Annotated in this window: 18 protein-coding genes; 14 read left to right on the forward strand and 4 right to left on the reverse strand. The window is 65.7% G+C overall.

Features of this window, described 5'->3' with window-relative positions; all coding sequences use genetic code 11:
* Window positions 1–243: 243 nt before the first annotated feature.
* The 8 genes from glpD to ACDI39_RS11245 all read left to right on the forward strand — a co-directional run bounded on the left by glpD (window position 244) and on the right by ACDI39_RS11245 (window position 9,049).
* Window positions 244–1,782, forward strand: coding sequence for a glycerol-3-phosphate dehydrogenase (gene glpD, locus ACDI39_RS11210; protein WP_253081260.1), 1,539 nt, complete (start codon window positions 244–246; stop codon window positions 1,780–1,782).
* A 412-nt stretch (window positions 1,783–2,194) separates the two neighbouring features.
* Complete coding sequence (locus tag ACDI39_RS11215) at window positions 2,195–3,112, forward strand: glutamate/aspartate ABC transporter substrate-binding protein (protein ID WP_225788116.1); 918 nt, start codon at window positions 2,195–2,197, stop codon at window positions 3,110–3,112.
* Between the two features lie 144 nt (window positions 3,113–3,256).
* A complete protein-coding gene (locus tag ACDI39_RS11220; protein WP_225788115.1) occupies window positions 3,257–4,003 on the forward strand; it encodes an amino acid ABC transporter permease in 747 nt (248 codons plus the stop codon).
* The gene (locus tag ACDI39_RS11225; protein WP_225788114.1) at window positions 4,003–4,674 is read left to right on the forward strand and encodes an amino acid ABC transporter permease; all 672 of its coding nucleotides are present in this window, start codon (window positions 4,003–4,005) and stop codon (window positions 4,672–4,674) included. The genes ACDI39_RS11220 and ACDI39_RS11225 overlap by 1 nt, the downstream gene beginning before the upstream one ends.
* On the forward strand, window positions 4,671–5,405 hold the full coding sequence (locus ACDI39_RS11230) for an amino acid ABC transporter ATP-binding protein (RefSeq protein ID WP_225788113.1): 735 nt from the start codon (window positions 4,671–4,673) through the stop codon (window positions 5,403–5,405). Before ACDI39_RS11225 ends, ACDI39_RS11230 begins: the two co-directional genes overlap by 4 nt.
* Window positions 5,406–5,470: 65 nt before the next feature.
* The gene (gene aauS / locus ACDI39_RS11235; protein ID WP_253081259.1) at window positions 5,471–7,375 is read left to right on the forward strand and encodes a two-component sensor histidine kinase AauS; all 1,905 of its coding nucleotides are present in this window, start codon (window positions 5,471–5,473) and stop codon (window positions 7,373–7,375) included.
* A gap of 47 nt (window positions 7,376–7,422) precedes the next feature.
* Entirely contained in the window at window positions 7,423–8,697 is a 1,275-nt protein-coding gene (gene aauR, locus ACDI39_RS11240) for a two-component response regulator AauR (protein WP_253081262.1), read from the forward strand.
* 16 nt (window positions 8,698–8,713) lie between these two features.
* The gene (locus ACDI39_RS11245; RefSeq protein ID WP_225788110.1) at window positions 8,714–9,049 is read left to right on the forward strand and encodes a GlpM family protein; all 336 of its coding nucleotides are present in this window, start codon (window positions 8,714–8,716) and stop codon (window positions 9,047–9,049) included.
* Window positions 9,050–9,138: 89 nt separating this feature from the next.
* Here ACDI39_RS11245 and ACDI39_RS11250 read toward each other — a convergent pair whose 3' ends face one another.
* Window positions 9,139–10,134, reverse strand: coding sequence for an alpha/beta fold hydrolase (locus tag ACDI39_RS11250; RefSeq protein ID WP_225788109.1), 996 nt, complete (start codon window positions 10,132–10,134; stop codon window positions 9,139–9,141).
* A gap of 197 nt (window positions 10,135–10,331) precedes the next feature.
* Here ACDI39_RS11250 and metR point away from each other — a divergent pair, with 197 nt between their 5' ends.
* Window positions 10,332–11,249 carry a transcriptional regulator MetR gene (metR, locus tag ACDI39_RS11255; RefSeq protein WP_225788108.1) on the forward strand — a complete coding sequence of 306 codons (918 nt, stop codon included), beginning with the start codon at window positions 10,332–10,334 and terminating at the stop codon, window positions 11,247–11,249.
* On the opposite strand, the gene ACDI39_RS11260 is transcribed toward metR, so the two are convergent.
* Entirely contained in the window at window positions 11,233–11,646 is a 414-nt protein-coding gene (locus ACDI39_RS11260; protein WP_410045349.1) for an NUDIX hydrolase, read from the reverse strand. The two genes, metR and ACDI39_RS11260, sit on opposite strands and share 17 nt — an antisense overlap.
* 182 nt (window positions 11,647–11,828) lie before the next feature.
* Here ACDI39_RS11260 and ACDI39_RS11265 point away from each other — a divergent pair, with 182 nt between their 5' ends.
* Window positions 11,829–16,121 (forward strand): DNA glycosylase AlkZ-like family protein, encoded by a 4,293-nt coding sequence (locus ACDI39_RS11265; protein WP_486538677.1) that lies wholly within the window; start codon window positions 11,829–11,831, stop codon window positions 16,119–16,121.
* Between the two features lie 99 nt (window positions 16,122–16,220).
* Here ACDI39_RS11265 and ACDI39_RS11270 read toward each other — a convergent pair whose 3' ends face one another.
* A complete protein-coding gene (locus tag ACDI39_RS11270; RefSeq protein ID WP_225788105.1) occupies window positions 16,221–16,481 on the reverse strand; it encodes a type B 50S ribosomal protein L31 in 261 nt (86 codons plus the stop codon).
* Between the two features lie 178 nt (window positions 16,482–16,659).
* Between ACDI39_RS11270 and ACDI39_RS11275 the strand changes: the two genes are divergently transcribed.
* On the forward strand, window positions 16,660–18,279 hold the full coding sequence (locus ACDI39_RS11275) for an FMN-binding glutamate synthase family protein (RefSeq protein WP_225788104.1): 1,620 nt from the start codon (window positions 16,660–16,662) through the stop codon (window positions 18,277–18,279).
* Window positions 18,280–18,327: 48 nt separating this feature from the next.
* Here ACDI39_RS11275 and ACDI39_RS11280 read toward each other — a convergent pair whose 3' ends face one another.
* The gene (locus ACDI39_RS11280; protein WP_225788103.1) at window positions 18,328–19,749 is read right to left on the reverse strand and encodes an amino acid permease; all 1,422 of its coding nucleotides are present in this window, start codon (window positions 19,747–19,749) and stop codon (window positions 18,328–18,330) included.
* A 427-nt stretch (window positions 19,750–20,176) separates the two neighbouring features.
* Between ACDI39_RS11280 and ACDI39_RS11285 the strand changes: the two genes are divergently transcribed.
* The 3 genes from ACDI39_RS11285 to ACDI39_RS11295 all read left to right on the forward strand — a co-directional run bounded on the left by ACDI39_RS11285 (window position 20,177) and on the right by ACDI39_RS11295 (window position 24,717).
* Window positions 20,177–23,299: a biosynthetic peptidoglycan transglycosylase gene (locus ACDI39_RS11285; protein ID WP_486538680.1), complete on the forward strand. Its 3,123-nt coding sequence runs from the start codon at window positions 20,177–20,179 to the stop codon at window positions 23,297–23,299.
* A gap of 126 nt (window positions 23,300–23,425) precedes the next feature.
* Window positions 23,426–23,959, forward strand: coding sequence for a PadR family transcriptional regulator (locus tag ACDI39_RS11290; protein ID WP_225788101.1), 534 nt, complete (start codon window positions 23,426–23,428; stop codon window positions 23,957–23,959).
* Window positions 23,956–24,717, forward strand: a complete 762-nt coding sequence (locus ACDI39_RS11295; protein ID WP_225788100.1) for a siderophore-interacting protein — start codon at window positions 23,956–23,958, stop codon at window positions 24,715–24,717. Before ACDI39_RS11290 ends, ACDI39_RS11295 begins: the two co-directional genes overlap by 4 nt.
* Window positions 24,718–24,810 lie beyond the last annotated feature (93 nt).

The raw sequence follows: 24,810 nt of genomic DNA on the forward strand, positions 1-24,810 counted from the left end.
GGGCTGCTGTCCAGACCACTCGCGCTCCTTCTCAAGGGCGCTGGGGCTGCCTTGCAGCCCCCAAACGGCAACTGCCTCACCGCAAAGCGCCAACCTTATGTTCGATAATGTTCATTTTCTTGTCATCTGATCAGCTTTTCCTATAAGGACTGACTGGCGACAGGCGTTTCATTGCGCTAGTATTTTCGAAAACGAACATAAATGTTCACATTCGATATGAACAGCACTCCCGGAGGCCTTGCCGTGTCACAGCCCGCTTCGTCCTTGCTCCCCCTCGCCGATTGCTACGACCTCGCCGTGATCGGCGGCGGTATCAATGGCGTGGGCATCGCCGCCGACGCGGCCGGGCGCGGCCTGAAGGTATTGCTCTGCGAAAAGGACGACCTCGCCAGTCACACCTCGTCGGCCAGCAGCAAGCTGATCCACGGCGGCCTGCGTTACCTGGAGCACTACGAGTTCCGCCTGGTCCGCGAGGCGCTGGCCGAGCGCGAGGTGCTGCTCGCCAAGGCGCCGCACATCGTCAAGCCGATGCGCTTCGTGTTGCCCCACCGCCCGCACCTGCGGCCGGCCTGGATGATCCGCGCCGGCCTGTTCCTCTACGACCACCTGGGCAAGCGCAAGCGCCTGGGCGCCTCGCGCAGCTTGCGCTTCGGCCCGGGCAACCCGCTCAAGCCCGCCATCACCCGCGGTTTCGAATACGCCGATTGCGCCGTCGACGACGCCCGCCTGGTGGTGCTCAATGCCATGGCCGCCCGCGAGAAAGGCGCACACATCCGCACTCGCACCCGTTGCCTGGGCGCCGAGCGGGTCGATGGCCTGTGGCAGGTAGAGCTGTCGCTCGCCGATGGCAGCCGGCAGACCATCCGTGCCCGTGCCCTGGTCAACGCCGCCGGCCCCTGGGTCGCCAGCTTCATCAAGGACGACCTGGGGCTCGACGCGCCCTACGGCATCCGTCTGATCCAGGGCAGCCACCTGATCGTGCCGCGCCTGTACGAGGGCGAGCATGCCTATATCCTGCAGAACGAAGACCAGCGCATCGTCTTCGCCATCCCCTACCTGGAGCGCTTCACCCTGATCGGCACCACCGACCGCGAATACAGCGGCGATCCGGCCAAGGTGGCGATCACCGAGGCGGAGACCGACTACCTGCTGAAGGTGGTCAACGAGCACTTCAACCACCAGCTCGGGCGGGCCGACATCCTGCACACCTATTCCGGGGTACGGCCGCTGTGCAACGACGAATCGGACAACCCCTCGGCGGTCACCCGCGACTATACCCTGGCGTTGTCCAGCGCCGAGGGCCAGGCGCCGCTGCTGTCGGTGTTCGGCGGCAAGCTGACCACCTACCGCAAGCTGGCCGAGTCGGCCATGGCGGAACTACGGCCGTTCTTCACCCACATGCGCGACAGCTGGACCGCCAGCGCGCCCTTGCCCGGCGGTGAGCGCATGACCACCGTCCAGGCCCTGGTCGACGGCCTGCTGGCCCGCTGCAGCTGGTTGCCGGAGGATATTGCCAGGCGCTGGGTGCAAACCTACGGCAGCCGAGCCTGGCGCCTGCTCGAAGGCGTGCAGGGTCCGGAGGACCTCGGTCAGGCCATCGGCGGCGGCCTGTTCAGCCGTGAGGTGGATTACCTGTGCAGCGAGGAATGGGCGATCAGCGCCGACGATATCCTCTGGCGCCGCACCAAGCTGGGTCTGTTCACCAGCCAGGCCGAGCAGCAGGGGCTGCGCGAGTACCTGCAGCGTGCCGAGTCGAACCGTGCGCGCGTGCGTGCGGCCTGAGCCTGGCCTGGACCTGCTTCTGCCAATAGAGCTTTGCAGCCCATCGCCGGCAAACCGACTCCACACAGGGTGGTCGCGCTGTTCTTGAGATCGGTGCCGAACCTGGGAGCCGGCTTGCCGGCGAAGGAGCGTGAAGCGGCCCCGAATGGCAGGCCTGCACACAACCGCCAACCCGTTCGGATTCCCGAACGGCTCACACCCATCCATTCGGAAATCCGTACACAAACATTCCCTGGAAAACCGTCAGAAAAGATTAATCCCCAGTATTTACGCGGCGTTATGATCAGTATCAGGGCTTGGCATGAGTCATGCTCTACACTTGGTAGCCGAATGCACACCGCTTCATGCTGTATTCGTTGAACGAAGAGTCCGCCAACGGCTCCATAAAAAAAACAACGTCGAGGAAAATTTGATGCGCATCGTTCGTCATCTGTTGGGCGCCGCCATCGCGGCCGCGGTCATCGCTTCGCCAGTCATGGCCGAGGAACTGACCGGCACCCTGAAGAAGATCAAGGACTCGGGGACCATCACCCTGGGGCACCGCGACTCCTCCATTCCGTTTTCCTACCTGGCCGGCAAGCCACAACCCGTGGGCTACTCCCACGACATCCAGCTGGCCGTCGTCGAGCACCTGAAAAAGCAACTGGGCACCGACATCAAGGTCCGCTACAACCTGGTCACCTCCCAGACCCGCATCCCGCTGGTGCAGAACGGCACCGTCGACCTGGAATGCGGCTCCACCACCAACAACGTCGAACGCCAGCAGCAGGTCGGCTTCTCCGTGGGCATCTTCGAAGTCGGTACCCGCCTGCTGACCAAGGTCAAGGACGGCCAGCCGGCCTACAAGGACTTCCCGGACCTGGCCGGCAAGAACGTGGTGACCACCGCCGGCACCACCTCCGAGCGCATCCTCAAGGCGATGAACGCCGACAAGCAGATGAAGATGAACGTGATCTCCGCCAAGGACCACGGCGAAGCCTTCAACATGCTCGAAAGCGGCCGCGCCGTGGCCTTCATGATGGACGATGCCCTGCTCGCCGGCGAAATGGCCAAGGCACGCAAGCCTGCCGACTGGGTCATCACCGGTACCCCGCAGTCCTACGAGATCTACGGCTGCATGGTGCGCAAGGGTGACGAGGCGTTCAAGAAAGCGGTCGACGAGGCGATCGTGGAGTACTACAAGTCGGGCGAGATCAACAAGACCTACGAGAAGTGGTTCCAGCAACCGATCCCGCCAAAAGGCCTGAACCTGAACTTCCCGATGAGCGAAGAACTGAAGAAGCTGATCGCCGAGCCGACCGACAAGGCAGCGGACGAAAAGCAGTCCTGACCCCTGAACGTGGCCCGTGGCTCACCTCGAGCGCGAATTAACCCGACGGGCCACTCGTTAGTGTCTAACCTTTCATCCGAGGGCGCATACCGCCCTCGGATGTTCGAAGGTGCCCGTGAAACAACCGTCTGAGGGGAAATCCCGATGAATTACAACTGGGACTGGGGCGTGTTCTTCAAGTCCACCGGCGTGGGCAGCGAAACCTACCTGGACTGGTACCTAACCGGCCTGGGATGGACCATCGCCATCGCCGTCTCCGCCTGGATCATCGCACTGCTGCTGGGCTCCATACTCGGCGTCATGCGCACCGTGCCGAACCGCCTGGTGGCCGGCATCGCCACCGCCTACGTGGAGCTGTTCCGCAACGTGCCGCTGCTGGTGCAGCTGTTCATCTGGTACTTCCTGGTACCGGACCTGCTGCCCGAAGGCCTGCAGGAATGGTTCAAGCAGGACCTCAACCCGACCACCTCGGCGCTGATCAGCGTGGTCATCTGCCTGGGCCTGTTCACCGCCGCGCGGGTCTGCGAACAGGTGCGTACCGGCATCCAGGCCCTGCCGCGCGGCCAGGAAGCGGCCGCCCGTGCGATGGGCTTCAGCATGCCGCAGATCTACACCAACGTCCTGTTGCCGCAGGCGTACCGGATCATCATTCCGCCGCTCACCTCGGAGTTCCTGAACGTGTTCAAGAACTCTTCCGTGGCCTCGTTGATCGGCCTCATGGAGCTGCTGGCCCAGACCAAGCAGACCGCCGAGTTCTCCGCCAACCTGTTCGAGGCGTTCACCCTGGCCACCCTGATCTACTTCACCTTGAACATGGGCCTGATGCTGCTCATGCGCATGGTCGAGAAGAAAGTCTCGGTACCTGGCCTGATTTCCGTGGGAGGTAAGTAATGGACATGGATTTCACCGAGATCGTCCCGGCCCTGCCTGCGCTCTGGGAAGGCATGCTGATGACCCTCAGGCTGATGGTCATGGGCGTGATCGGCGGCATCGTGCTGGGGACCATCCTGGCCTTGATGCGCCTGTCGTCGAGCAAGCTGCTGTCGAACATCGCCGGCGCCTACGTCAACTACTTCCGCTCCATCCCGCTGCTGCTGGTGATCACCTGGTTCTACCTGGCCGTGCCATTCGTGCTGCGCTGGATCACCGGCGAGGACACCCCGGTCGGTGCCTTCACCTCCTGCGTGGTGGCGTTCATGATGTTCGAGGCCGCCTACTTCTGCGAAATCGTGCGGGCTGGCGTGCAATCGATCTCCAAGGGCCAGATGGGCGCCGCCCAGGCCCTGGGCATGACCTATGGCCAGACCATGCGCCTGATCATCCTGCCCCAGGCCTTCCGCAAGATGACCCCGCTGCTGCTGCAGCAGAGCATCATCCTGTTCCAGGACACCTCGCTGGTCTACACCGTGGGCCTGGTGGACTTCCTCAATTCGGCACGCTCCAACGGCGACATCATCGGGCGCTCCCATGAGTTCCTGATCTTCGCCGGTGTCGTCTACTTCCTCATCAGCTTCACCGCTTCGTGGCTGGTCAAGCGCCTGCAAAAAAGGATCGCCGTATGATTTCCATCAAGAACGTCAACAAGTGGTACGGAGACTTCCAGGTGCTGACCGACTGCAACACCGAAGTCAAGAAAGGCGAGGTGGTGGTGGTCTGCGGCCCGTCCGGCTCGGGCAAGTCCACCCTGATCAAGTGCGTCAATGCCCTCGAGCCGTTCCAGAAGGGCGACATCGTGGTCGACGGCACCTCGATCGCCGACCCCAAGACCAACCTGCCCAAGCTGCGCTCGCGGGTCGGCATGGTGTTCCAGCACTTCGAGCTGTTCCCGCACCTGACCATCACCGAGAACCTGACCATCGCCCAACGCAAGGTGCTCGGCCGCAGCGAAGCGGAGGCCACCAAGAAAGGCCTGGCCCTGCTCGAGCGGGTCGGCCTGAGCAGCCAGGCCAAGAAGCACCCTGGCCAGCTTTCGGGCGGTCAGCAGCAACGCGTGGCGATCGCCCGCGCCCTGTCGATGGACCCGATCGTCATGCTGTTCGACGAACCGACCTCGGCACTGGACCCGGAAATGGTCAGCGAAGTCCTGGATGTGATGGTCGAACTGGCCCATGAAGGCATGACCATGATGTGCGTGACCCACGAGATGGGCTTTGCCCGCAAGGTCGCCAACCGGGTCATCTTCATGGACAAGGGCAACATCATCGAAGACTGCACCAAGGAAGAGTTCTTCGGCGACCAGGCCGCCCGCGACCAGCGTACCCAGCACTTCCTCAGCAAGATCCTGCAGCACTGAGCAGGCCCCACGCCGCTGCCCGGCCCCGCCGGGCAGCGGATGCTGGTGGTGACAAGGCCACTGTGATGAAATGCGACCCTTCGCTCCTTCGCCCAGCCCAGCCTGCCGTGAAATCCCGCTTGATCCGCCAGTTGCTCCTACCGCCCTTGATCATCCTGCTGATGGTCGGCCTGGGCATGGCCGGCTACCTGGTCAGCGAGAGCAACGGCATCCGCGCCCTGAGCGAGAATGGCGAGCGCCAGCTGGAACTGCACGCGCGCACCGTCGAGAGCGAGATCAGCAAGTACACCTACCTGCCGAGCCTGCTGGAGCTGGAAAACAGCGTCTCGCAGTTGCTCACCGACCCTGACAGCGGTTTTCGCCATCGGGTCAACGAATACCTCGAGGGCCTGAACCGCCGCAGCCGCAGCCGGGCGATCTTCGTCCTCGACACCAACGGCCGGGTCCAGGCCACCAGCAACTGGCGCGATGCCGACTCCTTCCTCGGCGAGGACCTGTCGTTCCGTGCCTATTTCCAGGATGCCGTGCGCGGCGAGCCTGGGCGCTTCTATGGCATCGGCAGCACCACCGGCGAGGCCGGCTACTACCTGGCCCACGGCCTGGAGGAGCATGGCAAGATCATCGGCGTGGCGGTGATCAAGGTCCGCCTGGACACCCTCGAGGAGCGCTGGCAACGCGCCCGCCTGGAGGCGTTCGTCAGCGACGAGAACGGCATCATCATCCTCTCCAGCGATCCGGCCCGCCGCCTCAAGTCGGTGCGCCCGCTGACCCCGCAGATCAAGGAGCGCCTGGCGCGCAGCCTGCAGTACTACTGGTGGCCGCTGAACGAGTTGCAGCCCCTGGCTCGCGAAACCCTGGCCGATGGCGTCGAGAAGCTGACCTTCCCGGCCAACAGCGAGAACGGCCGCAGCAAGCCCCACGAGGTGGCCTACCTGACCCAGACCCGGCGCCTGGCCGACACCCCCTGGCATTTCACCCTGCTCACTCCGCTGCAGGACCTGCACCGCGAATCCACGGTGCAGGGCATCCTGGTGGGCGCGGCCTTCGCCTTGCTGGCCATCCTGGCGATCGCCTGGAACGAGCGCCGCAAGGTGATCGCCACCCGCCTGGCCGCCCGCGAGGCCCTGGAAGAGGCCAACAGCCAGCTGGAGCGGCGGATCGCCGAGCGTACCGCGGACCTTCGCGCCAGCAACGAGCGGCTCAAGGGCCAGATCCGCGAGCGCCGGCATGCCGAACAGACCCTGCGCCACGCCCAGGACGAACTGGTCCAAGCCGGCAAGCTGGCGGCCATCGGGCAGATGTCCACCAGCATCGCCCACGAATTGAACCAGCCCCTGGCGGCCCTGCGTACCCTGTCCGGCAATACCGTGCGTTTTCTCGAGCGCGGTGCCCTGGAGACCGCCAGCACCAACCTGCGCACCATGAACGACCTGATCGACCGCATGGGCCGCATCACCGCCAGCCTGCGCTCGTTCGCCCGCCGCGGCGACGACAGCGGCCAGGCCTCGCTGGCCAAAGCGGTGGAGGCCACCTTGCAGGTGCTGGGTAACCGCATCGCCAGCTGCCACCTGCAGTTGCACAGCCAGTTCGACGACCAGCGGCTGGCCATCGACCAGACCCGCCTGGAGCAGATCCTGGTCAACCTGATCGGCAACGCCCTGGACGCCATGGCCGGCCAGCCTCAGCCGCAGTTGTGGCTGGAAGGCGAACCGCAGGGCGACAAGTACCGCCTGCGGGTGCGCGACAACGGCCACGGCATCGATGCCGAGGCACGCAAGCACCTGTTCGAACCCTTCTTCACCACCAAACCGGGCGAGCACGGCCTGGGCCTGGGCCTGACCCTGTCGGCGAGCCTCGCCGCCGCCGCCAAGGGCACCCTGGGCGTCGAGCATCCCGCCAGCGGCGGCACCGCCTTCGTCCTCGCCCTGCCCCTGGTCACGCCCCCAACCGAATTGGCTGAGCCTCTATGAACCAAGCGCCCCTCACCGTCCTGATCGTCGAAGACGACCCGCATGTGCTGCTCGGCTGCCAACAGGCACTGGCCCTGGAAGACATCGCCTGCGAAGGCGTGGGCAGCGCCGAACGGGCGCTGGAACGCATCGGCGACGACTTCGCCGGTATCGTCGTCAGCGACATCCGCCTGCCGGGCATGGACGGCCTGGAACTGCTCGGCCGGCTCAAGGCCCGCGACCGCAGCTTGCCGGTGGTGCTGATCACCGGCCATGGCGATATCGACATGGCGGTCGGAGCCATGCGTAACGGCGCCTACGATTTCATGGAGAAACCCTTCTCCCCGGAGCGCCTGGTGGACGTGGTGCGCCGGGCCCTGGAGCAACGCGGGCTGTCCCGCGAAGTGCATGCGCTGCGCCGCCAGCTGGCCGGCCAGAGCACGCTCGAAGGGCGCATCATCGGCCGCTCGCCGGCCATGCAGAACCTGCGCGGGCTGATCGCCAACGTCGCCGACACCTCGGCCAACGTACTGATCGAGGGCGAGACCGGCACCGGCAAGGAACTGGTCGCCCGTTGCCTGCACGACTTCAGCCGACGCCAGGGCCAGCCCTTCGTCGCCCTCAACTGCGGCGGCCTGCCGGAAAACCTGTTCGAGAGCGAGATCTTCGGTCACGAGGCCAACGCCTTCACCGGTGCCGGCAAGCGGCGCATCGGCAAGATCGAGCATGCCAATGGCGGTACCCTGTTCCTCGACGAGGTCGAGAGCATGCCGCTCAACCTGCAGATCAAACTGTTGCGCGTGCTGCAGGAACGCACCCTGGAGCGCCTGGGCTCGAACCAGAGCATCCCGGTGGACTGCCGGGTGATCGCCGCGACCAAGTCCGACCTCGACGCCATGGGCCAGAGCGGCCAGTTCCGCAGCGACCTGTACTACCGCCTGAACGTGGTCACCCTCGAGCTGCCGCCGCTGCGCGAGCGCCGCGAGGACATCCTGCAACTGTTCGAGCACTTTCTCCAGCAATCGGCGCTGCGCTTCGACCGCGAGGTGCCGGAGCTGGACAGCCAGACCTTGTCGCGTCTGATGGCCCACGACTGGCCGGGCAACGTGCGCGAACTGCGCAATGTCGCCGAACGCTACGCGCTGGGCCTGCCGGCATTCAAGAAAAGCGGCGGCGGTGCCAGCCAAGGCCTGGGCTTCGCCGAAGCGGTGGAGGCCTTCGAGCGCAACCTGCTCAGCGATGCCCTGCAACGCACCGGGGGCAACCTCAGCCAAGCCAGCCAGGAGCTGGGCATGGCCAAGACCACGCTGTTCGACAAAGTGAAGAAATACGGCCTCGCCTGAGCCGAAGGAAACCGACGTGGACCTCGTACTGAAAGCCGGCCTGGGTGCCGCCGTGGTGGTGCTCCTGGCCATCCTCTCCAAGACCCGCAACTACTACATCGCAGGCCTGGTGCCGTTGTTCCCGACCTTTGCCCTGATCGCCCACTACATCGTGGGCAAGGGGCGACCGCTGGCGGACCTGAAGACCACCATCCTGTTCGGCATGTGGTCGATCATTCCCTATTTCGTCTACTTGGCGGCGCTGTACCTGTTGGTCGACCGGATGCGCCTGGAGACCTCGCTGGCCCTGGCCACGCTGGCCTGGCTGGTGGCGGCGACCGTGCTGGTGACACTGTGGATGCGCTTTCACTGAGACTGGTCGCGTCTGTACCGGCCCCATCGCCGGCAGCCCCGAAAATGACAACCCGCCGCTTAACTGACCGGCCTCGAGACGGTGCAGCGTCAAAGCCTGGCAAGGTGGGTCAGGTCTTCACGATGCGCCTTCAGGTAAGGCAGCACCGCCCCCAGCAACGGCGCCTTGAACGGCTCCTGGAAGCGATGGGCCAAACCCGGGATCAGCCGCAGCTGGCTCCCCCGGATATGCGCAGCCAGGTGCACCCCATGCATCACCGGCAACAGCGGGTCGGCCGTGCCATGCACCACCAGCGTGGGTACGCGCAACTGGTTGAGCAGCGCCACCCGGCTCGGCTCGGCGAGGATCGCCATGATCTGGCGCTTCACCCCTTCCGGGTTGAAGGCCCGGTCGTAGGCCATCGCCGCCTGGTGCAGCAGGGCCGCACGGTCATCGGCGACCTCGGGGCTGCCCAAGGCCGCCAGCAGGTCGGCCTGGTGCTCGATGGCCAGCGCCCGGTTCGGCGCATCGCGGCGCGCCAACAGTTGCACCAACGCAGGGCTGGGCGCCGGCAGGCCCTCGGCGCCCGAGCTGGACATGACCAGGGTCAGGCTGCGCACACGCCCGGGCGCCATGGCCGCCAGGTGCTGGGCGATCATCCCGCCCATGCTCACCCCCAGCACATGGAACCGCTCGACCCCGAGTGCATCCATCAGGCGCAAACCGTCCCCGGCCATGTCGGTCAGCGTATAGGGCGCAGCCACTGGCAGCCCCAGGCGGTAGCGCAACAGCTCGACCGTCAAGTTGGCCGAGGCCGGCAGTTGGTTCCAGCGCGACAGGCCGACATCCCGATTGTCGTAGCGAATCACCCGAAAGCCCTGGCGACACAGGGCCTCGACCACGTCGTCGGGCCAGTGGATCAATTGTCCGCCCAGGCCCATGACCAGCAGCAAGGCAGGGTCCGACGGTGCACCGACGCTCTGGTACACCAGGCTCAGTTCGCCCAGCTCGGCCCGTTGCACCGGCACCTGGGCGTCGCAGCGCTGAACGGCGAAGCTGGCCGGCACGCTACACAGCAAGAAGAAGAAAACCAGTAAAACCCGCATGAAAAGAAACACCAGAATGCAAATCCCCAGTAGAGCGCGAGTCTGATGAAATTCATGCGGGCGCGCTGCCACAGTTGCGTGACAGTTTGATGAATGGCGCCGAGCGGTCAGCGGGCGTTGCCAGTCGACAGCACCTGCAACATGAGGGAAACTCAACACCCTGTATTTTTTACCAAGTGTTTCCCCGGAGTGCTGCAGTGCTGGAAATCCGCCACCTGAAAACCCTTCATGCCCTGCGCGAGGCCGACAGCCTGGTGGAGGCCGCCGAACGCCTGCACCTGACCCAGTCGGCACTGTCGCACCAGTTCAAGGAACTGGAAGAACGCCTGGGGTTGCCGCTGTTCGTGCGCAAGACCAAGCCGATCCGCTTCACCAGCGCCGGCCTGCGCCTGCTGCAACTGGCCGATGCCACCCTGCCGCTGCTGCGCAGCGCCGAACGCGACATCGCCCGCTTGGCCGGTGGCACCGCCGGGCGCCTGCACATGGCTATCGAGTGCCACAGCTGCTTCCAGTGGCTGATGCCGACCATCGACCAGTTCCGCGACGCCTGGCCAGAGGTGGAACTGGACCTGGCCTCGGGCTTCGCCTTCGCACCGTTGCCGGCCCTGGCCCGGGGCGACCTCGACCTGGTGGTGACCTCCGACCCGCTGGACCTGGCCGGCATCACCTATGTACCGCTGTTCACCTACGAGGCCATGCTCGCCGTGGCCAACCAGCACCCCTTGGCCAGCAAGCCCTATATCGTGCCCCAGGACCTGGCCGACCAGACCCTGATCACCTATCCGGTGGAGCGCGACCGCCTGGATATCTTCACCCGCTTCCTGGAGCCGGCCGACATCGAGCCGGCCGCGGTGCGTACCTCGGAGCTGACGGTGATGATGATGCAACTGGTGGCCAGCGGCCGTGGCGTGTGCGGCATGCCCCACTGGGCGCTGCACGAATACAGCTCACGGGGCTACGTGAAGGGCAAGCGCCTGGGCGAGAAGGGCCTGTTCGCCACGCTCTACGCGGCAGTACGCACCGACATGCTCGATGCGCCGTACATGCGCGACTTCCTGCTGACGGCCAAGGATACGTCCTTCGCCACCCTCGACGGGGTCAGCGCGGTGCGTTGAGGGCCTTGCGGTAGAGCGGCAGGATCAGGTCACGGGTCAGCGGCGCCAGGGGCAGGGCCGGCACTTCGTCGGCGGCCAGCCACACCGTCTCCTCGATCTCCGCCGCCGGGGCCACGGCCTCGGCACTGTCGACCCGGAACAACTCGGCCTGCACCTCGAAACCCGGCTCGTTGGCCGCCGGGGCGCTGAAGCTGCCCAGGTAGACGGCCTGCTGCGGGTCGATCCGCAACCCCAGTTCTTCATGCAGCTCGCGCACCAGGGCCGCTGCGGGCGACTCCTCGGCATCGATCTTGCCACCCGGCTGCATGAAGGCCTGGGTGCCACGCTTGCGCACCAGCAAGGTACGCCCCTGGGGGTCGATCAGCAGGGCGGCGGCGATGCGAATGATCTTGCTCATGGGCTGGGCTCTTGGGCTGGCTGAAGGCGCGGAAGGATCACATGGGGTGGCCTGGCTGACAAGCCTCGTGCCATCCGCTTCGCGGGCAAGGCCCAGTCAAGCGACATCGGGGCTGCGTTGCAGCCCTTTCAGCGGACGAACGGCCCCTTGCCAACCTGTCCCAGGCCCGCCATAAACGACACATGAACCTCCCCGCCCAGCACCACCCGGTGCTCGAACTGTTCCACCCCGCCGTCGGCGCCTGGTTCGGCCAGCAGTTCGCCACCGTGACCGACGCCCAGGCCCGCGCCTGGCCGCTGATCCATGCTGGCCAATCGATGCTGCTCGCCGCGCCGACCGGCTCGGGCAAGACCCTGAGCGCCTTCCTCGCCGTCCTCGACGAACTGTTCCGCCAGGGCCTGGCGCACGCCGGCCCCCTGCCCGCCCAAACCCAGGTGGTGTACGTTTCGCCGCTCAAGGCGCTGTCCAACGATATCCGCCTGAACCTGCAGGCTCCCCTCGAAGGCATCAGCCAGGCCCTGCAAGCCCAGGGCCTCGAAGCGCCGCGCATCACCACCGCGCTGCGCACCGGCGACACCCCGCAGAAGGAGCGTGCCGCCATGCGCAAGCTGGCGCCGCACATCCTGGTGACCACCCCCGAGTCGCTCTATGTACTGCTCGGCTCGGCGTCCGGGCGCGAAGGCCTGGCCAACGTGCACACGGTGATCGTCGACGAGATCCATGCTCTGGCCGGCAACAAGCGCGGCTGCCACCTGGCGTTGACCCTGGAACGCCTGCAGGCGCTGTGCGCCAGGCCCTTGCGGCGTATCGGGCTGTCTGCCACGCAACGACCGGTGGAGCGCGTCGCACACTTCCTGGTGGGGCACGAGCGCCCCTGCGCCATCGTCGACATCGGCCACGCCCGCCGCCGCGACCTGGCCATCGAAGTCCCGCCCGTACCCTTGGGCGCGGTCATGGCCACGGATGTCTGGGACCTGGTCTACGACCGCATCGCCGCCCTGGCCCGCGAGCACCGCACCACGCTGGTGTTCGTCAACACCCGGCGCCTGGCCGAACGCCTGACCCGTCACCTGGGCGAGCGCCTGGGCACGCAGGCGGTGGCGGCGCACCACGGCAGCCTGGCCAAGGAATATCGCCTGGCCGCCGAACAACGCCTCAAGGGTGGTGAGCTGCAGGTCCTGGTGGCCACCGCCTCGCTGGAACTGGGTATCGACATCGGTGACGTCGAACTGGTGTGCCAGATTGCCTCGCCCGGCTCGATCGCGGCCTTCCTGCAACGCGTCGGCCGCTCCGGGCACCAGATCGACGGCGTGCCCAAGGGACGGCTGTTTCCGACCTCGCGGGACGACCTCATCGAATGCGTGGCCCTGCTCGACTGCGTGCGCCGTGGTGAACTGGACGAGCTGCATGTCCCCCGGGCCCCGCTGGACGTGCTCGCCCAGCAGATCGTCGCCGAGGTGAGCAACCAGCCCTGGCCGGAGCAGGCGCTGTACCACTGCCTGCGCCAGGCCACGCCCTACGCGCAGTTGGACGAAGCACACTACCAGGCCGTGCTGCGCATGCTCGCCGAAGGCTTCAATGGCCGCCAGGGCGTGCGCAGCGCCTACCTGCACCGCGATGCCGTCAGCGGTTCCCTGCGCGGGCGCCGGGGTAGCCAACTGACCGCGTTGACCTGCGGCGGCACCATCCCCGAGACCGCCGACTATGCCGTGCTGCTCGAGCCGCAGGCGCTGAACATCGGCAGCGTCAACGAAGACTTCGCGGTCGAGAGCATCGCCGGTGACATCTTTCAGCTGGGCAATGCCTCCTACCGCATCCTGCGGGTCGAGCCCGGGCGGGTACGGGTCGAGGACGCCCATGGCCTGCCGCCGACCATCCCGTTCTGGCTGGGCGAAGCTCCCGGGCGCAGTGACGAGCTGTCCGCCGCAGTCGCCCGCCTGCAGGCACGGCTCGATGAACAGTTGCAGCGCAGCGCCGGCGACATCGCCACGGTGCTGGCATGGCTGCAGGAAAACTACGCACTGGCCCCGGACAGCGCCAGCCAGTTGCTCGACTACCTGGGCCGTACCCGCCAGGTCCTCGGTGCCCTGCCCTCCCAGCAGACCCTGGTGATGGAGCGCTTCTTCGATGAGTCCGGCGGCACCCAGCTGGTCATCCACTCGCCCTATGGCAGCCGTATCAATCGTGCCTGGGGGCTGGCCCTGCGCAAGCGTTTTTGCCGGACCTTCAATTTCGAACTGCAGGCCGCGGCCAGCGAGGACGCCATCGTGCTGTCGCTGTCCACCAGCCACAGCTTCGAGCTGGACGAGGTCTGGCGCTACCTGGCGAGCCGCAGCGCCGAGCCGATCCTGGTCCAGGCCCTGCTCGACGCCCCGCTGTTCGGGGTGCGCTGGCGCTGGAACGCAGCCGTGGCCCTGGCCTTGCCGCGCTATGTCGGCGGACGCAAAGTGGCGCCGCAGATCCAACGAATGAAAAGCGAGGACCTGGTCGCCGCGGTGTTCCCCGACCAGATCGCTTGCCTCGAGAACATCGTCGGCGAGCGGCAGATCCCCGACCATCCGTTGGTGGCGCAGACCCTCGACGACTGCCTGCACGACGCCATGGATTGCGAAGGCTGGCTGGCCCTGCTGCGGCGCATGGAAAACGGCGAGGTGCGCCTGCTCAGCCGCGACCTGCCCGCCCCTTCGCCACTGGCCTCGGCCATCCTCAATGCACGGCCGTATACCTTCCTCGACGACGCCCCGCTGGAGGAGCGCCGCACCCAGGCCGTGCTCAACCGACGCTGGAACGAGACAAGCAGCAGCGACGACCTGGGCGCGCTGGATCCCGAGGCCATCGCCGCCGTAAGGGACGAAGCCTGGCCGCAACCGGCCAGCACCGACGAGATGCACGAAGCGCTGATGAGCCTGGGCGCGATCAGCCGGGCGGAAGCACAGGCCAATGCTGGCTGGGAGAGCTTGCTCGATCAATTGGCGAAGGCCGGTCGCGCCTGCCTGCTGCAGGATGCAGGGCAGGCCCTGTGGCTGGCCCGCGAACGCCTCGACCTGCTGACGGCCCTGTATCCCCTGGGCCGTCTCGAACCACCCCTGGGGCTGCTGCCCGGCTTCGACCAACCGATCGACGCCGATACCGCGCTGACCGAACTGCTGCGTGCCCGGCTCAGCGCTTTCGGCCCGTTGACGGTGACGCAGATCGCCGCGCCCCTGGGCCAGCCGAGCCCGGACATCGAGCAGGCGCTGGCTCGCCTGGAGGGCGAAGGCTATGTGCTGCGTGGTCACTTCAGCCCCGGCCAGCAAGCGCAGCAATGGTGCGAAAGGCACCTGCTGGCGCGCATCCACCGCTACACGATCAAACGCCTGCGCCGGGAGATCGAACCGGTCAGCCTGCAGGACTTCATGCGCTTTCTGTTCGACTGGCAGCACCTGGCCACCGGGACGCGGCTGCGCGGCCCGCAGGCGGTGGCCGAGGCGCTCGGCCAGTTGCAGGGTTTTCCCTGCGCCGCGGGGGCCTGGGAGGCGGAGCTGCTGCCGGCGCGGATCGAGGACTACAGCCGGTACTGGCTGGACGATGCCTGCCGCAGCGGTCAATGGGCCTGGAGCCGGCTGGCCGCCACGGTGTCCACCAGTACGCTGTCCAGCACGCCCCTGGTGCTGCTGCCCCGCGAACACCTCGGGCTGTGGCGCAGCCTGGCCAACACCCCCGACCCCGAACAATTGGCGCCGCGTGCGCAACGGGTGCACCAGGCTCTTCGGGAGCAGGGTGCGCTGTTCTTCGACGAACTGGCCCACGAGGCCCATCTGCTGCCCAGCGAACTGGAAACGGCGCTGCAGGAGCTGGTGGGTTCGGGGTTGGTCGGGGCCGACAGTTTCAGCGGCCTGCGCAGCCTGATCCTGCCGGCGGCGAAGCGCACGTCGCGCAACAGCCGCCGTGGCCATCCGCCGCTGTCCAGCAGCATGGCCCATGCCGGACGCTGGGCGCTGCTCCGGCGTGGGGGCGGCACTGCGGACACCGAGCAGCGCCTGGAACACATCGCCCGTACCTTGCTGCGGCGCTACGGGGTGATCTGTTGGCGCCTGCTGGAACGGGAAAGCGATGTGCTGCCGCCCTGGCGCGACCTGCTGCGCTGCTATCATCGACTGGAGGCGCGAGGGGAGATTCGCGGTGGGCGCTTCATCGCCGGGCTGGCCGGCGAGCAGTTCGCCCTGCCGGAGGCGGTCGGGCTGTTGCGCCAGGTCAGGCGCCGGGGCATGGACGGCGCCTTGGTGATGGTCAGTGCGTGCGACCCGTTGAACCTGCTAGGAACCTTGCTGCCGGGGGCGAAGGTGCCGGCGGTGGGCGGCAATCGCCTGCTGTACCGGGACGGAGTGGCAGTGGCGACGCGGGTTGCCGGGCAGTATCGGTTTCTCGTCGAGGCGCCAGGGGCGGAGCAGGAGGTTTGGCGGCAGAAATTGCTGCGGGACGTGTATTCGGGCTGATGCGGCTTGGCGAGGTGGATGGCCACAGTCATTTGGGGCCGCTTCGCGCCCCAAATGGCAACCAGGTCCCTTAACTGCGAATGAAGCAGCGCAACCGTATCACCTGACCTTGCCGGCAAACCCGGCGAAGCGCTTGTTGAACCCAGCCACCCGCCCTTCGACGGTAGCCTTGCGCTGTTGGCCGGTGTAGACCGGATGCGAGGCGCTGGACACATCCAGGGCCACATAGGGATAGGTCTGGCCATCACTGTGCACCTGGGTACGGTCAGTCTCCACGGTGGAGCCGATCAGGAAATACACATCGGCAGCGGTGTCATGGAACAGCACAGGACGGTAGGCGGGATGAATATCGGGTTTCATGGTGAATCACCTCAGGTTTGAATCGATACTTTATAACATAATTTATCGAGAATGATTTTCGATACCCGATTTTTCATTTTTCTCCTCCCCTGCACGCTGGCAAAGCGCCGTCCAACCGGGCTATGGTCGGGGTTTGCCCAGGCCCTGAGCCTGACCGAGCCATTCGCAAGGACCCCGTATGAGCCTGTCACTTCTCAGTCGCTATGCCTTCTTCGCTGCCTGCGTGTTGTTCACCCTGGCCAGCCTGCCGTTCCTCCACCACGAGTGGCTGTGGCCATTCACCCTGGCCACCGCCGTGCTCAGCCTGATCGGCCTGTTCGACCTGCTGCAGCAACGCCACGCGGTACGGCGCAACTACCCGATCCTCGGCAATATCCGCTACCTGGTCGAAGGCATCCGCCCGGAAATCCGCCAGTACCTGCTGGAAGCCGACAGCGACGCCCTGCCCTTCTCCCGGGCACAGCGCTCGCTGGTCTACGCACGGGCCAAGAACGAAGCCTCGGACAAACCGTTCGGTACCCTCATCGATGTCTATGAGTCTGGCTTCGAGTTCATCGGCCACTCCATGCGCCCGGCGCCACTGGCCGACCCGGCGAGCTTTCGCGTGGAGGTCGGCGGCCCGCAGTGCAGCCAGCCCTACTCGGCGTCGATCTTCAACATCTCGGCCATGAGCTTCGGCTCGCTCAGTGCCAATGCCATCCGTGCGTTGAACCAGGGGGCCAAGCTCGGCAATTTCGCCCATGACACCGGCGAAGGCAGCATCAGCCCGTACCACCGCGAACACGGCGGCGACCTGATCTGGGAGCTGGGCAGCGGCTACTTCGGCTGCCGCACGCCAGACGGGCGCTTCGACCCCGAGCGCTTCGCCGAACAGGCGCGCAGCCCGCAGGTACGGATGATCGAGATCAAGATGAGCCAAGGCGCCAAGCCGGGCCATGGCGGCATCCTGCCCAAGCACAAGGTGACCAAGGAAATCGCCGAGACCCGCGGCATCCTCATGGGCGAGGACTGCATCTCGCCGTCACGCCACACCGCGTTCTCCACGCCGATCGAGATGATGCAGTTCATCGCCCGCCTGCGCGAGTTGTCCGGCGGCAAGCCAGTGGGTTTCAAGTTCTGCCTGGGCCACCCCTGGGAGTTCATGGGCATCGCCAAGGCCATGCTGGAAACCGGCATCCTGCCGGACTTCATCGTCGTCGACGGCAAGGAGGGTGGCACCGGTGCGGCCCCTGTGGAGTTCACCGACCATATCGGCGTGCCGCTGCGCGAAGGCTTGCTGTTCGTGCACAACACCCTGGTCGGCCTGAACCTGCGCGACAAGATCAAGCTCGGTGCCAGCGGCAAGATCGTCAGCGCCTTCGACATCGCCAGCGTGCTGGCCATCGGTGCCGACTGGGCCAACTCGGCACGCGGCTTCATGTTCGCCATCGGCTGCATCCAGTCGCAGAGCTGCCACACCAACAAGTGCCCGACCGGCGTGGCGACCCAGGATGCCTTGCGCCAGCGTGCGCTGGTAGTCCCGGACAAGGCCCAGCGGGTGCTCAACTTCCACCACAACACCCTGCGCGCCCTGGCCGAGATGCTCGCCGCGGCGGGCCTTGAGCATCCGTCGCAGCTGGAGGCCAAGCACCTGGTGCGACGCATCAGCGCCACCGAGATCAAGCTGTTCTCGCAGATGCACGTGTTCCTCAAGCCCGGTGAATTGCTCACCGGCGAGGTCAATGGCCAGTTCTACTCACGCATGTGGCAACTGGCCCGGGCCGACAGCTTCGAGCCGCACAGCGAGGTGGCGGCCTGAAGCATTCATCGTGGCCTGGGGCTGCTTTGCAGCCCCAGGCCCACTGGGTCAGGAGGCGGTGCTCGCCACCCCTTGCGCTTGGCCCTTGGGCGCCAGGCGGAACACGTGGTACAGCACCGTCAACAGCACCAGGAACGCCGGGCCGATGTACAGCGCCACGCGGGTGTCCTCGAAGTACGCCATCAGCCCCACCACCAGCACCAGGAAGGCCAGCGCCAGGTAGGAACTCAGTGGCCACAGCCACATGCGGTACTTCAGGCCCTGGCGCTCGGCAGTGGAAAGCCCGACACGGAACTTGAGCTGGGCCAGCAGGATCATCACCCAGGTCCAGATCGCACCGAAGGTGGCGATCGAGGTCACCCAGACGAACACCTTCTCCGGGACCAGGTAGTTGGCCAGCACGCCCAGCAACAGCGCACCGATCGACAGCAGCAGGGCATTGCGCGGTACGCCGTTGTTCGAGGTGCGGGCGAAGATGGACGGTGCCTGGCCGTTCTGCGCCAGGCTATAGAGCATGCGCCCAGTGCTGAAGATACCGCCGTTGCAGGACGACAGCGCGGCGGTGATCACCACGAAGTTGATGATGCCGGCAGCGGTCTTGATCCCCAGGCGCTCGAAGGTCATCACGAACGGGCTGCCCTGGCTGCCGATCTCGTTCCACGGGTAGATCGACAGGATCACGAACAGCGCGCCGACATAGAACAGCAGGATGCGCCAGAACACCGAGCCGATGGCCTGGGGAATGGTCTTCTGTGGGTTGCGCGCTTCACCAGCGGTCAGGCCGATCATTTCCACGCCCAGGTAAGCGAACATCACCATCTGCAGCGACATCAGTACGCCGGTCACGCCGTTGGGCATGAAGCCGCCATTGCTCCACAGGTTGGAAATGCCTACGGCCACGCCGTCGTTGCCGAAACCGAAGGCGATGATGCCGATGCCACCCAGGACCATGGCGATGATGGTGACGATCTTGATCAGGGCGAACCAGAACTCGAACTCGCCGAACGCCTTGACCGCGATCAGGTTGATCGCCCCCATGCTGCCCAGGGCCGCCAGGGCCCAGATCCAGCGCGGTACGTCAGGGAACCAGATGCCCATGTAGATGGCCACGGCGGTGATTTCCGCGACGCAGGTGACCAGCCACAGGAACCAGTAGTTCCAGCCGGTGAGGAAGCCCGCCAGCGGGCCGAGGTAATCCTGGGCGTAGCGGCTGAAGGAACCGGCGACCGGGTTGTGCACGGCCATCTCGCCGAGGGCGCGCATGATCACCAGGATCGCCAGGCCGCCAATGATGTAGGAAAGCATGATCGCGGGGCCGGCCATTTCGATGGCCTTGGCCGAACCGAGGAACAGGCCGACACCGATACAGGCGCCCAGCGCCATCAGACGGATGTGCCGTTCGCCCAGTTCTCGCTTGAGTGGGCCGCCCTGGGCGGTCTCACCATGGGCAGGGTGGTTGCCGACTGGCATAGCAATACAACCTCATTTTGTTATTGGATATGACCTTCGTGCAGAGCCGACCCTGCCGATGGGCCGGGTGTCGTCTTGCCGGGCGAGCCTTGTGGGCCAGCCCGTCCACCGCTGCGCAAGGCAGCCGGCAGGGCGAAGGGGTCGAGCAGTATAGGAATCCGCCGGTAGGGCTTTTCACTATATAAACAAGGAAATTTGGCGAGAATTCTCGGTCAAAAAGCCTTTCGCGGAGGGCATTCAAGCCCTTCCAGCCCCTCTCCACGGATCGGGGCGGCTACCATAGCAACATTGCCGAAGAATGGAAGCAGCACCAAAGCCGCATATTCCCACCTCGGTTTTCGACGCTTCTTACAAATTTTTCACCAAATCCGGCCAACGTCTAAGCTTCAGACAAGCAAGACGAAAATACCCGGCCGGATTGAAGACTATGGGCGCACTGTGGCAATCGGAACCAACCAGAATGGAAGCACCCGAAACACATCTGGCTGAAGCCCCATTGCCAAAGACCCCACGCCAACGCCGCCTGTGGTGGAGGCTGATCGTCCTGGTCCTGCTGCTGGCGATCATCGCCATCGGCTTCGCCGTCTATGACGAAGTGCAGACTTCGAAGCTGCAGTCTCGGGAGTTCAGCCGCCTGGCCAGCACCCTCACCTACTCCCTGGAGCCGGGCCCCAGCGATGCCATCATCTACCCAGGCGACGGCCCGTTCGACAAACGCCTGGGCTACAGTTCGCTGGGCGAGTTCCTGCCACGCCTGCTCAAGCGTGACTATCTGATCAGCGAACAGGTGCGTTTTTCGCCGGCGCTGATGAACTATGTCGAGCACGGCCTGTTCGCGCCCTACGTGGAGAAGATCCAGACCGGCCTGTCGATCACCGACTGCCGCGGCGACACCCTCTATCAATACAAATACCCACAACACCTGTACCCGGACTTCGCCTCGATCCCGCCGGTGATCGTCAACAGCCTGCTGTTCATCGAGAACCGCGAACTGCTCGACCCGAACGATCCACGCAACAACCCGGCCGTGGACTGGCCGCGCTTCGCCAAGGCGGCGTACAGCCAGGTGGCCAAGTACCTGGCCTTGCCCGGCCAGTCCGCTGGCGGCAGCACCCTGGCCACCCAGCTGGAGAAATACCGCCACTCGCCCGACGGGCTGACCGTTTCCGGCGCCGAGAAGATCCGCCAGATGATTTCCGCCAGCGTACGCGCCTACCAGGGCGGGCCGGATACCACGGTGGCGCGCCAACGCATCGTGCGCGACTACCTCAACAGCGTGCCGCTGTCGGCCGTGCCCGGCCATGGCGAAGTGCATGGCATGGCCGAAGGGCTGCGGGTCTGGTATGGCGCCGACTTCACCCAGGTCAACCGGGCCCTGGCCTCCACCGCCACGGATGCCCAGAGCATGGCCGAGCGCGGCCTGGCCCTGCGTCAGGTGCTGTCGCTGATGATTGCCCAGCGCCGGCCATCCCACTACCTGACCAAGGGCCGGGTAGACCTGGCGCGGCTCACCGATGCGCACATCCGCGTGTTGAGCGCCAATGGCGTGATCGACCAGGCGCTGGCCGATGCGGCACTGGCCAGCAAGGCGGTGTACCGTGACTGGGTGGCCCAGCCGACCATCGTGCCGATCATCACCAACAAGGGCATCAGCCTGGCCCGCAACCGCCTGGCGGCCATGCTCAATCGCCCGCTGTACGACCTCGATCGCCTGGACCTGTCAGCCACCAGTACCCTGCAGGCCGACCTGCAGATGCAGGTCAGCCAGTACCTGAGGAACCTCTCCGACCCCGAGTTCGCCGCCCAGATTGGGCTGATCGGCGAGCGCCTGCTCACGCCCAAGACCACCGATCAGGTGCGCTACAGCTTCACTCTGTTCGAGCGTACGGCCGACGGCTCGCGGGTACGGGTGCAGACCGACAGCACCGACCAGCCGTTCGACATCAACGAAGGCAGCAAGCTGGAGCTCGGTTCGACGGCCAAGCTGCGGGTCCTGACCACCTACCTGGAAATCATCGCCGAACTGCACGACAAGTACGCCGGCAAGCCGGTGGCCGAGCTGAAGCAGGTCGAGGTGGCAGCCCTTGACCGCATCACCCGCTGGTCGCTGGACTGGCTGATGCAGAACAGCAAGGACCAGAACCTCGACGCCATGCTCGATGCCGCCCTGGAGCGCAAGTATTCGGCCAACACCGGCGAAGCCTTCTTCACCGGCGGCGGCATGCATGTGTTCAACAACTTCCGCAAGGAAGACAACAGCCGCAACCCGACCCTCAAGGTGGCCCTGCGCGAGTCGATCAACCTGCCGTTCATCCGCCTGATGCGCGATCTGGTCCGCTACGTCACCTACCAGCAGCCCTACAACCGCGAGCCGCTGCTCAAGGACGATGCCGACCCGCGCCGCCAGGAGTACCTGGCCCGCTTCGCCGATCGCGAAGGCACCAGCTACCTGATGCGCTTCTGGCGCAAGTACCAGCGCAAGACCTCCCAGCAGCGCCTGGACACCTTCCTCGACAGCATGCGCGTCACCCCGCAGCGCCTGGCCGCGGTGCACCGCTACCTGTTTCCCGAGGCCGGCCAGGAAACCTTCAACGCCTTCGTCCGCGCCCATAGCCAGAAGGACAAGCAAGCCCTGGCCAAGCTCACCGACGGGCGCCTGTCGCAGATGTACGATGCCTATGGCCCCGGCAAGTACGACCTGCCCGACCAGGGCTACATCGCCAAGGTCCACCCGCTGGACCTATGGCTGCTCGGCTACCTGCTGAAGAACCCCGGCGCCTCGCTCACCGAGACCATCAACGCCAGCCGCTTCGAGCGCCAGGAGGTCTACAGCTGGTTGTTCAAGAGCCGCCACCAGGGGGCCCGCGACAGCCGCATCCGCACCATGGTCGAGATCGAGGCCTTCCTGGATATCCACCAGCGCTGGAAGCGCGTGGGCTATCCGTTCGACCACCTGGTGCCGTCCCTGGCCACGGCCATCGGCAGCTCCGGCGACCGCCCCGCGGCGTTGTCCGAGCTGGTCGGCATCATCCAGAACGATGGCGTGCGCCTGCCTACCCTGCGCATCGACACCCTGCACTTCGCCGCCGATACACCCTACGAGACCAAGCTGATCAGCGACCCGGACCGTGGCCAGCGGATCCTCCCGGTGGAAGTCGCCCGGGCCCTGAAGGGCGCCCTGTCGCAGGTGGTCGATGCCGGTACCGCGCGGCGCATCTCCGGCAGCTTCAAGCTGCACGACGGCACCTCGCTGGTGATGGGCGGCAAGACCGGCACCGGCGACAACCGCATCGAAAGCTTCGGCGCCGGCGGCCGGCTGATCGCTTCGCGCTCGCTCAACCGTACTGCCACCTTCGTGTTCTTCCTCGGCGACAACCACTTCGGCACCCTCACCGCCTTCGTCCCAGGGCGCGCGGCCGAAGCGTTCAAGTTCACCTCGGCCCTGCCGGTGCAGGTGCTCAAGGGCATGGCGCCGATCCTCATGCCGTACCTGGAACCGGGCAGCGCCACCCAATGCAAGGCGCCGGAGGTCGCGCACGCGGCCCCTTGAATGGGCATTACCCGAGCCCTGGGAAATGCATCGAATATCCAGATGATAATCATCATCATTCAAGGCTTGTCTAAAGATATATCTTGAGTAATATCTAGCGATATATCGTCAAAGACGGAGCCTTGCATGCGTGACCATGACCCATTCGAACGCCGCCCTGGTCGCGGCGAGCGCGGCCCTCGAGTGTTCGCCCCGGGCGATCTCAAGCTCCTGCTGCTGTCGATGCTCGCCGAACAACCCGGCCACGGCTACGACCTGATCCGCCAGATCGAAAGCCTCTTCGATGGTAGCTACAGCCCCAGCCCAGGGGTGATCTACCCGACCCTCAATTTCCTCGAGGAGGCCGAACTCATCAGCGGCCAGGTGCAGGGCAGCAAACGTCTCTACGCCATCACCGACAGCGGCCGCGACGCCCTGCTCGCCCAGGCTGTGGCGCTGGACGGCGTGCGCATGCGTATTGAGGTGAGCAAGCGCGCCTTGCGTGGCCATGACCGCCCCCCACAAATCCACGAAGCCGTCGGCAACCTGCGCCACGCGCTGCACATGCACAGCGGACGCTGGTCGCCCGAAGAGATCGAGCGGGTGCGCACGCTGCTCAACGACACTGCCAAGGCCATCGCCTCCGGGCCGGCCGATTCCGTTCAGGAGAACACCCCATGAGCGACACCATCCACCGCGTCAACCACACGATCAAGCAACGCCGCCTGCAGGTACTGCGGGTCACCGAGCTGACCCCGCGCATGCGCCGCATCACCCTCGGCGGCCCTGAGCTCGCCGGCTTCACCAGCCTCGGCAGCGACGACCACATCAAGCTGTTGTTCGCCCTCACGCCCGAGCAGCAACAAGCCATCGATGCCCGCGACCTGGGCCGCGACGGCGGCGCTCGCCCGACCATGCGCGAATACACGCCACGGCGTATCGACCTGCAGGCCAACGAGCTGGACATCGACTTCGTCCTGCATGGCGACGGCCCCGCCTCCACCTGGGCGGCCCAGGCCACGCCAGGCCAGACCCTGGACATCGCCGGCCCACGCGCCTCGATGGTGGTGCCGGACATCTTCGACAGCTACCTGCTGGTCGGCGACGAGACCGCCATTCCCGCCATCGCCCGGCGCCTGGAGGAACTGCCGACCGGCCGCCAGGTACTGGCGGTGATCCAGGTCGAGGATGAACAGGAACGCCAGCCACTACCGAGCAAGGCCCAGGTGGAAGTGATCTGGGTGCGTCGCCACGAGGAAGACCTGCTCGACCGGGTGCGACACCTGGCACTGCCAGCGGGCCGGCTGTACGGCTGGATCGCCCTGGAAAGAACCCTGACCCGCCAAGCCAAGGCGTTGCTGCTGGAGAAAGGTGTGCCGGAGGATGCCTTGAAGGCTGCGGCCTACTGGCGTGTGGACGGTAGCGCTGACGACGAATGAGGTTTGCAGCCCCGATGCCGTTTGGGGCCGCTTCGCGCCCCATCGCCGGCAAGCCCTCCCCTAGAGGGCCCCTGCAAAGCGCATCATTTGTGG

This window comes from Pseudomonas sp. Tun-23181, from assembly GCF_057415455.1.